This window comes from Pseudomonas duriflava (assembly GCF_007830155.1).
In the GTDB taxonomy this organism is placed as follows: Bacteria; Pseudomonadota; Gammaproteobacteria; order Pseudomonadales; family Pseudomonadaceae; genus Chryseomonas; species Chryseomonas duriflava.
On record NZ_VLKY01000004.1, the window covers coordinates 289559 to 302195 of the forward strand.

Below are 12637 nucleotides of genomic sequence, written 5' to 3' on the forward strand. Positions count from 1 at the left end.
CGTACGCCCTTTACGGGATAGCGCGGTGCCATAGACGAGTCAAAGGTCAATAGCGAGAGCCATACGAACCAAGCGCTGCGGCAGTATCCAGGGTCTTCAATGCTCCGTTTCTTTCGGATCTACATAAGCCTTTTACCGAGGGCGTTGAGTAACTGAGCTGCACATGCTTAGAACGGTGCCGTACTTTCGAAGCGCATACGTTCACCGGTCTGGGGATGCGTCAGAACAAGCAGGCACGCATGCAGGCAAAGTCGCTCATGAGCGATTAAGGCCTGTTCGTGGGCATACAGCTGGTCGCCCAGGAGCGGATGACCAATGGATAGCATATGTACCCGCAATTGATGAGAGCGCCCTGTAATCGGCGTCAGCTCTACTCGACTGTAACGGCCATGTCGCTCAAGAACACGCCAAAACGTCAAGGCATGCCGTCCTAGTTCATGATCAACCACGTGTCGCGGTTTGGTAGGAGGGTCATAACGCAGCGGCAATTCGATACGGCCACTGTCGGCGTCCGGCTCGCCCCAGCACAATGCGGTATAGGCTTTTTCAGTTTCACGGTCATGAAACTGGCGCGATAATTCACGATGACTGTCAGCATCGCGAGCCAACACCATTACGCCGGAGGTTTCCCAGTCCAAGCGGTGAACAATACGCGCTTCGGGATAACCATTTTCCTGCAGGCGGGTAACCAGACAGTCTCGGTTATCCTCGGCTCGTCCTGGCACAGATAGCAGTAAGGTGGGTTTATCAACCACCAAAAGGGCGGCATCCTGATACAGGATACGAATGTTCGAAAGAGGCATTTGACGCTCGAAAAACCGTCGGCGGCTTGAGCCGCCGTCGTGACTGCCAGTAGGATCAGCGATCCGGCAGGGTAATGTTAAGTTCCAGAATCGAGCAGTTACCCTGATTCTCCAATTCGACCTGAATCTGGTCTTGCTCGATAGGCACGTATTTACGGATCACTTCCAGTAGGTCTTTCTGCAATTGCGGCAGATAGTCGGGCTGGGAGTGCAGTCCACGTTCGTGAGCGACTATGATTTGCAGCCGCTCTTTAGCGATCGAAGCGCTGTTTTGCTTCTTCCGATCGCGAAAGAAAGCGAAAAGGCTCATTCACTCCCCCCGAAAAGACGCTGTAGGAAGCCCTTCTTCTTGACGTCGAGGAAGCGGTGCGGCATTTCTTTGCCTAGTAAGCGGTCAACCGAATCGCTGTAGGCCTGACCGGCGTCGCTCTGCTCGTCAAGAATCACGGGGACCCCTTGGTTGGACGCTTTTAATACGGCCTGGGACTCTGGAATTACACCTAGCAGGCGAATAGCCAGGATCTCTTCGACATCTTCGACACCTAGCATTTCGCCCTTGGTTACCCGCTCAGGGTTGTAGCGCGTTAGCAGAAGGTGCTCTTTGATCGGTTCCTCACCATTTTCGGCACGGCGTGACTTGCTCGCCAAAAGGCCAAGCATCCGGTCGGAGTCACGTACGGAAGAAACTTCCGGGTTGGTTACGATGATAGCCTCATCGGCAAAATACATGGCCAAATGAGCGCCTTTCTCAATACCGGCTGGCGAGTCGCAGACGACATATTCAAAATTTTGCTTAAGTTCTTCGATTACCTTGCCGACACCTTCAAGAGTGAGGGCGTCTTTGTCACGCGTCTGGCTGGCAGCCAGCACGTAGAGGTTGTCAAGGCGCTTGTCTTTGATAAGGGCCTGGCTCAGGGTTGCTTCGTTGTTAATGACATTGACGAAGTCATAGACGACGCGGCGTTCGCATCCCATGATCAGGTCGAGGTTACGCAGACCCACGTCGAAGTCGACAATGACGGTCTTGTGTCCACGCAGCGCTAGACCGGTCCCGATCGCAGCGCTGCTAGTAGTTTTGCCGACACCACCTTTACCGGAGGTGACTACGAGTACATTGGCCAAGCTGATTCACCCTAATCGAATTGAGCTCACAGAATGTACGCTGAAGTGCCGGGATCACCGGACGCCGGAAGACTAAAATACTCGGCTGACTACAAGCGCCATTCAGGTCAGGAAGTGGTACGTCAATCAGTACCACTTCGAAAAAATTCGCGGCAGTATCCGTCAAAGACGTGTGATGTTCAACACATCTCCAGACAGACTGATCTGTACAGGATTACCCCATTGAGGATGCCTGCGTAGGTCTTCTGCCACTTTGTATTGTCCTGCAATCGAGATTAATTCGGCCGTCAACTGCTGGCAAAAAATTCTCGCTTTTGTGTCGCCTTTCACACCCGCTAAGGCGCGCCCCTTCATGGGGCCGTACACATGAATATTGCCATCGGCGAGTAATTCAGCGCCGGGGCTGACCGGTGACAGTACCACCAAATCGCCACCAGGGGCATACAATTGCATGCCGCCGCGTACAGGAGCAGTAATAACTTTGGTCGCGTTGATCAGCGGCGCTGCAGGCGCAGCCGGCTTTTCAACAACCGGCTCCGGATTGGCAGGCTCTCGCTCGCGCAAGTCTACGACCCGCTCTCGTCCCGTATGGGAAGCCGGGGGTAGAATCGGTAGGTCATATTCGTTGGCGGCCCGTATGTCCTTGGCTCGCTTGGCACGCAGTGCCAGCGTGCGCAGGCCGTAACGGCGACAAAGGTCTAGCAGGGCGCCCAAGTCGAGGATCTCATCCTCTTCTTCGAGTTTGTCGAGCGAAAGGATAAGTGGGGTGTCACGAAAGAAGTTGGGTGCCTGCGCTACCTTTTGCGCCAGTTGGCGATCGAGGCGGGCGAGGTCATTGCGGGAGAGTTCCAGCACGGTCACGGCAAGCATGTTGCCCTTGAGCTGAAAGACGGAGTCGTTATCGAGGAGATCAACCTGGCTCATGATGGGACCAAATGCGACAGATGCCGAGGACTTATAGCGAGATGGCAACCCTATCGCAAGCATAGCTGTTTGCTGACGGTCAGGAATGTAGAATGTCTCGTTTGTTTTACTGCCAGGAAATTTGATGGAGCGCCCTCGTTTTAGACGTGCCTTTCTCCACCCTCGGTTTTGGTTACTGTGGTTAGGGTTGGGCTTGCTATGGTTGATCATTCAGCTGCCGTATAGGGTGTTGCTTGCTCTGGGACGGCTGTTGGGAATGGTTATGCTTCGTATGGCCTCAGACCGGCGGGCCATCGCAGCGCGCAATCTTGAACTGTGCTTTCCACAGTGGACGGTCAAAGAGCGCGAACGTGTACTCAAGGAAAATTTCGCCTCCAGCGGGATCGCCTTGCTAGAAATGGCGATGAGCTGGTGGTGGCCGCCGGCACGTCTGCGCCGTCTTGCCCATATCGAGGGGCTTGAGCACTTGCAGCAGGCCCAAAAGGACGGTAACGGTGTGATTCTGATGGCGCTGCACTTCACGACGCTGGAAATTGGTGCGGCATTGCTCGGTCAGCGTCATACCATCGATGGTATGTATCGGGAGCACGGTAATCCGGTCTTTGATTACATTCAGCGGCGCGGACGCGAGCGGCACAACCGGGATGCCACAGCCATCGAACGTGAAGATGTGCGCGCCATGCTCAAGGTGCTGCGTGCCGGGCGTGCCATCTGGTATGCACCCGATCAGGATTATGGTGCCAAACAGAGCCTGTTTGTGCCGCTGTTTGGTATTCCTGCTGCGACAGTAACGGCTACGACAAAGTTTGCACGCCTGGGGCGAGCGCTTGTCATGCCTTTTACCCAAGAACGTCTGGCGGATGGTTCAGGGTATCGGTTGGTAATCCACCCGCCATTGGATGGATTTCCTGGCGAAAGTGAAGAAGCCGACTGCCTGCGAATCAATCAGTGGATCGAGAGGCAGGTGAGCCAATTGCCTGAGCAATACCTTTGGGCACATCGGCGGTTCAAGACGCGTCCCGTAGGAGAGCCCAAGCTGTACGCCAAGAGACGATAGGCTAGTATCAAAAGATCACTGGCCTGTTCAGGTTTGAGACCTGCTCGTCATATTCATTTGAGTGACTTGTCGTTTTGCTGTAGTGCCAGGGAGTCAGTTGTGGGCCGTTATGTGAACAATGCTCCGGTTACAGGATTAATTCTTTCAGGCGGCGGGGCGCGAGCGGCTTACCAGGTCGGTGTTTTGTCTATGGTTGCCGAGTTGCTACCGCCAGGTGCGCATAATCCCTTCAAGGTTATCGTAGGGACATCAGCGGGGGCTATCAACGCCACGGTGTTGGCCTGCGGAGCCTTACAGTTCGGCTTGGCCTGCCAGCGTCTTACCCATGTATGGCAGAACTTTCGCACACACCAGGTTTATCGGAGCGACTGGTGGGGCGTTACCCGGCAGGCAAGCCGTTTTCTTGGGCAGAATCTTCTGGGCTTACGTGGACATGGCGAGCCTACTGCCTTACTCGACAATGCTCCGCTACGTGAGCTTTTATCGCGCGAACTAGACTTTTCCGGAATCACCGCTGCGGTAAAGGCGCGCCAGTTACAGGCGATTGCAGTCACTGCATTCGGCTATGAGTCAGGCCATTCGATGACGTTTTATCAAGGGCATGGGGCAATCGATCCGTGGCTGCGGCACCGACGGGCAGGCTTTCCGACACGGCTGACTGTAGAGCACCTTATGGCGAGCACAGCGATTCCCCTCATCTTTCCTCCGGTAAAGGTTGGTAGAGAGTACCTGGGTGACGGTTCGGTCCGGCAGGCTGCTCCGATCAGCCCAGCGCTGCACTTAGGGGCGAGCCGGGTTCTGATCGTGGGAGTCAGCGCGCCTGAAGCAAATGGGGGAGAGGATTCATTGCCGACAGGGCAGCCGCCTACCTTGGCACAGATCAGTGGTCATTTGCTCAACAGCACATTTATCGACAATCTGGAAAGCGATGCCGAAGTAATCAAGCGAGTCAATTTCATGAGCCGCTTGATTCCGCCTACCGAGCGCACCGCACGCCTGGGTGTAAAACCGATCGAGACGCTAATCATTGCACCCAGTGAGCCATTAGCTGATATCGCGGCTCGGCACCGTCGCTCCCTGCCGCGGGCGCTGCGTCTGTTCCTTAGAGGGCCGGGCGCTACCGAGGCCAGCGGTTCGGCTGTCTTGAGCTATCTGTTGTTTGAGTCGGGGTATTGTAGCGAGCTGATCGCGCTGGGGCGGCGCGATGCTCAAGCGCAGCGTGATCAGCTGCTGGCCTTTTTAAATGCTACAGAAAGTACGGGCGAGCCAGTCTGTCAGCCGCCGAATTGCCCCCTTTGATAATCACCAATCGCTTGTTCGATCTCTGCCTGTGTGTTCATTACAAAAGGGCCATATTGAACAATAGGTTCGTTCAGTGGGGCTCCAGCTATCAGTAAGACGCGTGCATTTTCAGTGGAAGTAATCGTTAGGGTACCTTCATTGGATAGTCGTACCAGGTGGTTGGCAGACACGGGCGTCGACTGTGTTCCCTCAAGCATTACCTCGCCTTCATAGACATACAGCAATACGCGATGCCCATCAGGCACCCTGGGGCTGATATGGCTACCTGACGGCAGGATCAAGTCGTAGAGCTGTGGGTCCGTGTCGGGTCGCTGTACCGCTCCGGTCTGCTCGATGACGCCATCGCTGAATCGACCGGCCAGCACTACAACTTCGACGCCTTCAGCCGTAACGACGCGTGGAAGTTCTTTCGGTTCATAGTCTCGGTAACTGGCCGGACTCATTTTGCTCTTACCGGGCAGATTAAGCCAAAGCTGGAACCCACGCATCAGGCCTTCCTGCTGTTCAGGCATCTCACTATGGATAATGCCACGCGCAGCCGTCATCCATTGCATGCCGCCGGGCTTCAGCAGACCCTGGTTGCCCAGATGGTCCTCATGGCGCAGACGACCTTCAAGCATGTAGGTGACCGTTTCGAAGCCCCGGTGCGGATGAGCAGGAAAGCCACCGATATAGTCGTCAGCATTAGCCGTGTCGAATTGATCAAGCATCAGAAAGGGGTCGAAACGTTCTATACCTTGGCCAGCAAAGACACGCGTCATGCGTACCCCAGCACCATCCGAAGCGGCTCTGCCTACGTGTAAGTCCAATACGGTGCGATGCATGGTCATTTTTCATATCCCCTAGGGCATGAAGCAATCTATCGATAAGCACCTATGTTAAAGAGTAAAAATGAATGAATGGTTGAGCTTTTTGCTCTTTTATTATCTGTTTTTTCGATGAATGTAACCATTAAAAACCGGCGCTAGGCCGGTTTTTAATTACTCGCTAACTTGCAACTCTCGTGCCTTGGTATAAACGTAGCGGACTTTCTCGTACTCGAAAGGTGAGTTGAGCTGGCCGTAACGAAAGCTGGTTACGTAGCGCAGGTCAATCCCGCGAAGTAGAAGAATTTCTGGATGTCGACCGCTTTCTTCGCTGACATTCAGGAAATTGATCTGACTTTCGGCGGTCATGTCGACTGCCAACCCGCCAGCATCACGTAGGTTAGAGGGACCAAACAGCGGAAGGACTAGATAGGGCCCCTCCGTTACACCATAAAAGCCTAAAGTCTGTCCAAAGTCTTCGCTTTGTTTGGGTAGTCCCATGCGTGTCGCAGGGTCCCATAATCCAAACACACCGATGGTGGTATTCAGTAATAGTCGCCCGGTGTTGTTGAGGGTGCGCTTCCCTTTAAATTGCAGCAGGCTATTGAGGGTATTGCCTACGTCGCCCAGGTTGCTGAAAAAGTTACTGACGCCGCTGCGCACAAACTGCGGCGTGATGTAGCGGTAGCCATTGACGACCGGCAGCAGTACCCACTCATCCAGCCGGTAGTTGAAGTGGTAGACCCTACGGTTCCAGGATTCCCAGGGATCATAGACGTTGAGTGCATCAAGCGAGGCGCGCTCGAATTCACGTTGGTCAAGCCCTGGGTTATACCTCAGTGTTGATAGCGGATTGGTGAATCCATCCGCATCAATGGGGGTTGAAGGTGCTGGAGTAGTTTCGGCATACACACAGGCGCTGAAGAGCAGGGGAAGCAGAAATAGACACTTAGCCACGGAAGAACTCCAGCATATGGTCGGCATTGACGCGATAGTTGAGGTTGCCGCAGTGACCGCCTAAGGGATAGACAGTCAGGCGTTTACCAAACGTACGGCGCAAAAAGCCAAGATCGCCAGGGCCGAGAATGAGATCATCCGCATTATGCATAACACCAATCTTGTCGCTTTCCTTGAGATAGTCGGCAATGGACGTCAGGCTCGATTGCCGAGCTAGCTCCGCCAGGCTGGTACCTTTGGTAGTTCGCTCCCAGAATGGCAGCAACTGGTCATACATATAGCAATCAAAATCGCACAAAAGGGCGCGGGCAAAGAAGCGCGACATGCTGGTGCCTTCATTGATCGGATAGCCTGGCGGGGTAATCAGCCCTCGCCGGTTGATCAGATCAGAGGTAAAGGCAATATCAGCTGCTGAAAAGCGGAACGAAGTGCCGATGAGCATGGCCATCTCTTCATTGCTCAATCGCTGTGGTGATTGTTGGAAGTCCAACAACAAGGCCTCGTTGATATCGATATAGCCTTTTTGTTGGAAGTAACGCGAGAGCTTGGCCAGCACCAACTCGTAAAAGGTCCGGTTATTAGTAACGCCTTTCACTTGGGTTTGTACCAGGCGATCAAGATTTCGAACCGATGTCAGCAGATTGACCGGTGGATTGACGAGCAGGACACGCTTGAAATTGAAGCTGCGCTGCGTTTCGTCAAGTTTGCTGACAAAGGCGGCTTCAAGTGCCCCCAGGCTATAGCCCGTAAGCAGATAATTCGTTACGGGTAGTTTAGGATGCTGTGCCCGTACAGCCTGCATGACTCGATACAGGTCTTCTGCATCACCGGGCGTATAGCCCGGCGTCGCTTGCCGTGAGGCTGCTGCCATGAAGTCATAACTGGTCGGCGACGAGAGCTGGACCACATGGTACCCGGCGCTGTAGTAGAGGCGCTTGAGGTACTCCATCGAGCTGGCTGCATAGCTGGCGCCCGTGCCGGCAATAATGAACATCAAGGGCGCCGGCTGATCCTGTTGGGCGAGGCGATAATGTAGCTTTTTAACCGGCCAGAAGTTATCGGGGAGCTCGAACTCACGCTCGGGGCGCAGGTTGATACTGTAGTCGTCCTGGTTGATCTCGAAATCTGTTGGCAGGAGCGGTCGTAGCTCCTGCGGTGTAGAAGCGATAGTCGCCTCGAAGGGGTTGGAAAGAGGGAAACCATAGCTGGCGGCGTCAATATCAACCGCAAAGCTACGACTGGAGAGGCCGAGCAAAAGCGCACCTAAAAAGGCTGTGATGCGCAACGGGGTAACCATGAAGGCTTCCTTTCGCGAGGTTATTTATTAGCGATTATGACCATAGCCTAGCGATATGGTGCGCCTCACTCAGGTCCGTCGTTTCAAAGTGTGCGCCCGGCCAGATTTGTCAGCGCCTCGCCAGTGACTCGGTTGACCGTCCACTCATCCATCGCCGTTGCACCCAGGCTTTGGTAGAACTGAATTGCCGGCTCGTTCCAGTCCAGCACGGACCACTCTAGGCGCCCGCAGCCACGCTCAACTGCTAGCTTGGCCAAGGTAATCAGCAGGGCTTTGCCAAGCCCGACTCCGCGAGCGGAAGGTTGAACGTAGAGGTCTTCGAGATAGAGGCCGGGTTTGGCGAGCCAGGTGGAGTAGTTATGAAAGAACAAGGCAAAGCCGGCCGGGAGATCGTCTACTTCACCGATTAATACTTCGGCATAGCGAGGTGTGCCAAATAATGTCTGACGGAGTGTTTCTTCTGTAGCGATTACTTCATGAGGAAGCTTTTCATAATCGGCCAGCTCCTTGATGAACGCCAGGATGGTAGGTACGTCATCAGCCGTAGCAGGACGAATATTTAAGCAGGGCATGGCATGTTCTCGGATTCAAAATAGCAAAGGATGCCGACCCATCATTGGTGAAGCAAGCTGCGCTTTGTTAAGGCTTGGCCATGCATTTTTGGATATACCAAACAGCTGATGTCGTGGCAGGGGTCGTCAAGGTCGCTTTCAAGCTCATGCGGGTCTTGTCTGGCTTGAAGATAGAGGGGGCTCGAGTGGCCCTTCATCCAAGACCTTGGGAGAGGAAACCTGATGCGAGCAATAAAAAAACTACTAGGTATAGGCATGGGCCTAGCCCTGTCTGCCGCTGCTAGCTTGGCCCTGGCAGCCAAACCCATTATTACTATTGGCTACGTGGATGGCTGGGCCGACAGCGTCGCGACGACCCATACTGCCGCGGAGGTGATTCGGCAAAAGCTGGGCTATGAAGTGAAGTTGATGCCAGTGGCGGCAGGGATCATGTGGCAGGGGGTGGCTCGTGGCAAACTGGACGCCATGTTGTCGGCCTGGCTGCCAGCAACTCACGGCTCCTATTATGAAAAGATGAAAAATGACGTAGTGGACCTGAACGTCAATACACCTGATGCCAGGATCGGTCTGATCGTGCCGCAGTATGTAACTGCCAATACCATTAGCGATTTGCAGGCACAAAAGGATGCCTTTGCCGGACGTATCGTTGGAATCGATGCAGGGGCTGGCGTTATGCTCAAGACAGATGAAGCCATCAAGGCGTATGGGCTGGATTACAAACTGGTTGCCAGCTCCGGAAGTGGAATGATTGCTGAGCTCATCCGTGCGGAAAAAGATCAAAAGCCTATCGCGGTAACCGGCTGGATTCCGCACTGGATGTTTGCCAAATGGAAATTGAAATTTCTTGAAGATCCCAAGGGCGTTTATGGCGGCTCCGAGCACGTTAATACTATGGCCAATCCTGCTTTGGAGGAAAAAGCCAAGCCGGTGTGGGACTTCTTGAAAAAATTCGCTTGGCAGCCCGGTGAAGTCAACGAGGTCATGCTTGCTATCGAAGAAGGTAAAAAGCCTGATCAGGCTGCTCAGGACTGGTTAAAGGCGCATCCAGAACGGATGAATAGCTGGCTATAAAGTTTGAAGAGGCCCCGCTTTAAGCGGGGCCTCTTGTTTCCGAATCGTGCTGCTGCTTCGTTCTAGAAGTGCTTCTAAAGGCAAGCCGCATCGCTATGCCCTTTCTACGCTAAACATTACCGAGCACTAAAGCAGTTCAGCTTCTTGGGCTAGTGATGTTTGATCGTGTACACGATGCGGATTGTAGTATCAGCCAATCGTAACGGGCGGTAGCGTACTGAGTTCGATACTTAGTGGTTTGCGAGGAGCCAGAACTTCAGCTTCGCCTTCTACTACAGATTCATCATGCTGATTAAAGATCCGCGTCGCCAGGCGAACTCGATTTTTCGGCAACTTTTCCAGCACTTCGATTTCAATGCGTAGCGTATCGCCCAGTTTGACCGGCTTGCTGAACGTCAGGCTCTGCCCGAGATAAATCGAGCCAGGGCCTGGCAACTCGCATGCGATGGCTGCACTGATAAGGGCTCCAGTCAGCATGCCATGGGCAATCCGCCCCTTGAAAGCGGTTTTGGCAGCGTAGGCTTCGTCCAGGTGTACAGGGTTGCGATCCCCCGAAACCTCGGCAAATAACAAGATATCTCGCTCTTCAACAATACGGCTCACGATGGCCTTCTGGCCGACTTCCAGGGTTTCGTAGGGCTTGTTTTCAGTAATGCTCAACAGGACTTCTCCCTTGTTTGGATAGGGTGACTTGCAGGCTAACCTGTAAAAGCGAATAAGACGCTTTAGGCAGGCCGAGCGGCACGTCTTGGGGTTCTTTCTCAAGCAAACAGGTTAGTGGGTGCAGTGTTGTGACTGTATTTGCTATTTTGGTCATTTTAAGAGCTTTAGGTCCGCCTTTCGGTGCTGGTGGCAACAAGTTAAAGCTGATAACCTCGCTGCGCCTTCGCCCTTCTGCCGGAGGCGATACAATCACAACAAGAACACGTTGTCGCTTAGGAGTGGGCTTCCATGACCCAGAATTTCTGGAAGGACAAATATCCAGATGGTATCGCTTCGGAAATCGATCCTGATCGTTATCCCAACGTTCAGGCGGTGCTTAAGGAGTCTTGCAAGCGCTTTGCAGACAAGATCGCTTTCAGTAATTTAGGGCAAACGCTTACCTATCAGGAACTCTATACCCTGTCAGGGCAGTTCGCGGCATATCTGCAAAATCATACTGATTTAAAGCCGGGCGACCGCATTGCCATTCAGCTACCTAATGTTCTGCAATATCCTGTAGCGATTTTCGGTGCCATGCGGGCGGGGCTTATTGTCGTCAATACCAACCCTTTGTATACCGCCCGGGAAATGCAGCATCAGTTCAAGGATGCGGGTGTCTTGGCATTGGTTTGCTTGGCAAATATGGCGCATTTGGCTGAGCAGGTGCTGCCAAATACTGAAATTCGCCATGTGATCATTACGGAGGTTGGTGATCTCTTGCCTCCGCTCAAGCGGCTGCTGGTCAATAGTGTGGTGCGGTATGTGAAAAAGATGGTACCCGCCTATCATCTGCCTCGCGCCATAAAGTTTACGGACGCCTTGGCCCAAGGGCATAAGGAAGTGGTGGTGGACGCTTTACCGGCCAGCGATGACGTGGCGGTTTTGCAGTACACAGGCGGTACGACCGGTATCGCCAAAGGTGCCATGCTGACGCACCGTAATCTGCTGGCTAACATGCTTCAGTGCCAGGTATTAATGGCTTGTAACATGCAGGAAGGGCGGGAAATTGTTATTGCCCCTTTGCCGCTCTACCACATATATGCCTTTACCTTTCATTGCATGGCGATGATGTTGTTAGGCAATCACAACGTCTTGATCACCAATCCGCGCGATTTACCCGCAATGATCAAGGACTTGTCCAAATGGAAGTTTACGGGTTTCGTCGGGCTTAATACTCTGTTTGTAGCGCTATGCAATAATGAACACTTCCGGGCGCTGGATTTTTCTGCACTCAAGGTGACCCTTTCCGGTGGAATGGCGCTTCAACATGCGGCGGCTGACCGCTGGAAGGAAATTACAGGGTGCGGCATCTGCGAAGGTTATGGCATGACCGAGACCAGTCCGGTAGTCAGCGTCAACCCTATTCAGCATTGTCGGCTGGGTACTATCGGGATACCGGTTCCTTCAACAGACTGTAAGGTAGTGGACGACGATGGTGTCGCTCAACCGTTCGGAACGCCGGGCGAGTTGTGTGTGAAAGGTCCGCAGGTCATGAAGGGCTACTGGAACCGTCCGGAGGCTACGGCTGAAGTGTTAAGCCCAGACGGCTGGCTGCGTACCGGAGATATTGCCGTGATCGAGTCCGACGGTTATATCCGGATCGTTGATCGGAAAAAGGATATGATTCTAGTCTCCGGTTTCAATGTATATCCAAATGAGTTGGAGGATGTACTGGCGCAGCTGCCGGGTGTGCTGCAATGTGCCGCTATCGGGGTTCCGGATGACAAGGCTGGCGAACAGATAAAGGTCTTCGTGGTGCCCAAGCCAGGTACTTCGCTAACTACCGAGCAGGTGCTTAAACATATGCACGATAACCTGACCGGCTACAAGCGCCCTAAGTATGTAGAGTTTCGCGATAGCCTTCCTACGACTAACGTCGGCAAGATTCTGCGCCGCGAGCTGCGGGATCAAGAGCTGAAAAAACTCAGCGCTTGACTGCGGCCGTCTAACAGAGCCCCGACTGGATCGGGGCTTTTTCGTTTTCAGCCAGGCAAATCTGCGACAATAGTCTTTCGCTTTTTCAG

13 protein-coding genes are annotated in these 12637 nt (G+C 53.6%); 4 read left to right on the plus strand and 9 right to left on the minus strand.

Going from position 1 to position 12637, the window contains the following annotated elements:
* Window positions 1–167 precede the first annotated feature (167 nt).
* The 4 genes from IQ22_RS07745 to minC form a co-directional block, all read right to left on the minus strand.
* Window positions 168–803 (minus strand): RluA family pseudouridine synthase, encoded by a 636-nt coding sequence (locus IQ22_RS07745; RefSeq protein WP_145140501.1) that lies wholly within the window; start codon window positions 801–803, stop codon window positions 168–170.
* A 55-nt stretch (window positions 804–858) separates the two neighbouring features.
* Complete coding sequence (gene minE, locus IQ22_RS07750) at window positions 859–1113, minus strand: cell division topological specificity factor MinE (protein ID WP_145140503.1); 255 nt, start codon at window positions 1111–1113, stop codon at window positions 859–861.
* Window positions 1110–1925 (minus strand): septum site-determining protein MinD, encoded by an 816-nt coding sequence (gene minD / locus IQ22_RS07755; RefSeq protein WP_145140506.1) that lies wholly within the window; start codon window positions 1923–1925, stop codon window positions 1110–1112. The genes minE and minD overlap by 4 nt, the downstream gene beginning before the upstream one ends.
* A 162-nt stretch (window positions 1926–2087) precedes the next feature.
* Window positions 2088–2849, minus strand: coding sequence for a septum site-determining protein MinC (gene minC, locus IQ22_RS07760; RefSeq protein WP_145140509.1), 762 nt, complete (start codon window positions 2847–2849; stop codon window positions 2088–2090).
* Between the two features lie 124 nt (window positions 2850–2973).
* On the opposite strand from minC, the gene IQ22_RS07765 reads away from it, so the two are divergent.
* On the plus strand, window positions 2974–3906 hold the full coding sequence (locus tag IQ22_RS07765; RefSeq protein ID WP_145140512.1) for a lipid A biosynthesis lauroyl acyltransferase: 933 nt from the start codon (window positions 2974–2976) through the stop codon (window positions 3904–3906).
* Window positions 3907–4005: 99 nt separating this feature from the next.
* The gene (locus tag IQ22_RS07770) at window positions 4006–5205 is read left to right on the plus strand and encodes a patatin-like phospholipase family protein (RefSeq protein WP_244309011.1); all 1200 of its coding nucleotides are present in this window, start codon (window positions 4006–4008) and stop codon (window positions 5203–5205) included.
* Here the strand turns inward: IQ22_RS07770 and IQ22_RS07775 are convergent.
* The 4 genes from IQ22_RS07775 to IQ22_RS07790 all read right to left on the minus strand — a co-directional run bounded on the left by IQ22_RS07775 (window position 5181) and on the right by IQ22_RS07790 (window position 8840).
* Window positions 5181–6038, minus strand: coding sequence for a pirin family protein (locus IQ22_RS07775; RefSeq protein WP_145140515.1), 858 nt, complete (start codon window positions 6036–6038; stop codon window positions 5181–5183). The two genes, IQ22_RS07770 and IQ22_RS07775, sit on opposite strands and share 25 nt — an antisense overlap.
* Before the next feature lie 150 nt (window positions 6039–6188).
* Entirely contained in the window at window positions 6189–6971 is a 783-nt protein-coding gene (locus IQ22_RS07780; protein ID WP_425298848.1) for an MlaA family lipoprotein, read from the minus strand.
* Window positions 6964–8268 carry an alpha/beta fold hydrolase family protein gene (locus IQ22_RS07785; protein WP_145140520.1) on the minus strand — a complete coding sequence of 435 codons (1305 nt, stop codon included), beginning with the start codon at window positions 8266–8268 and terminating at the stop codon, window positions 6964–6966. Before IQ22_RS07785 ends, IQ22_RS07780 begins: the two co-directional genes overlap by 8 nt.
* An 83-nt stretch (window positions 8269–8351) precedes the next feature.
* A complete protein-coding gene (locus tag IQ22_RS07790) occupies window positions 8352–8840 on the minus strand; it encodes a GNAT family N-acetyltransferase (protein WP_145140523.1) in 489 nt (162 codons plus the stop codon).
* Between the two features lie 222 nt (window positions 8841–9062).
* On the opposite strand from IQ22_RS07790, the gene IQ22_RS07795 reads away from it, so the two are divergent.
* Window positions 9063–9911, plus strand: a complete 849-nt coding sequence (locus tag IQ22_RS07795; protein ID WP_145140525.1) for a glycine betaine ABC transporter substrate-binding protein — start codon at window positions 9063–9065, stop codon at window positions 9909–9911.
* Between the two features lie 189 nt (window positions 9912–10100).
* Here IQ22_RS07795 and IQ22_RS07800 read toward each other — a convergent pair whose 3' ends face one another.
* Complete coding sequence (locus IQ22_RS07800) at window positions 10101–10571, minus strand: MaoC family dehydratase (RefSeq protein WP_145140528.1); 471 nt, start codon at window positions 10569–10571, stop codon at window positions 10101–10103.
* Window positions 10572–10862: 291 nt separating this feature from the next.
* Here IQ22_RS07800 and fadD1 point away from each other — a divergent pair, with 291 nt between their 5' ends.
* Window positions 10863–12548 carry a long-chain-fatty-acid--CoA ligase FadD1 gene (fadD1, locus tag IQ22_RS07805; RefSeq protein WP_145140531.1) on the plus strand — a complete coding sequence of 562 codons (1686 nt, stop codon included), beginning with the start codon at window positions 10863–10865 and terminating at the stop codon, window positions 12546–12548.
* Window positions 12549–12637 lie beyond the last annotated feature (89 nt).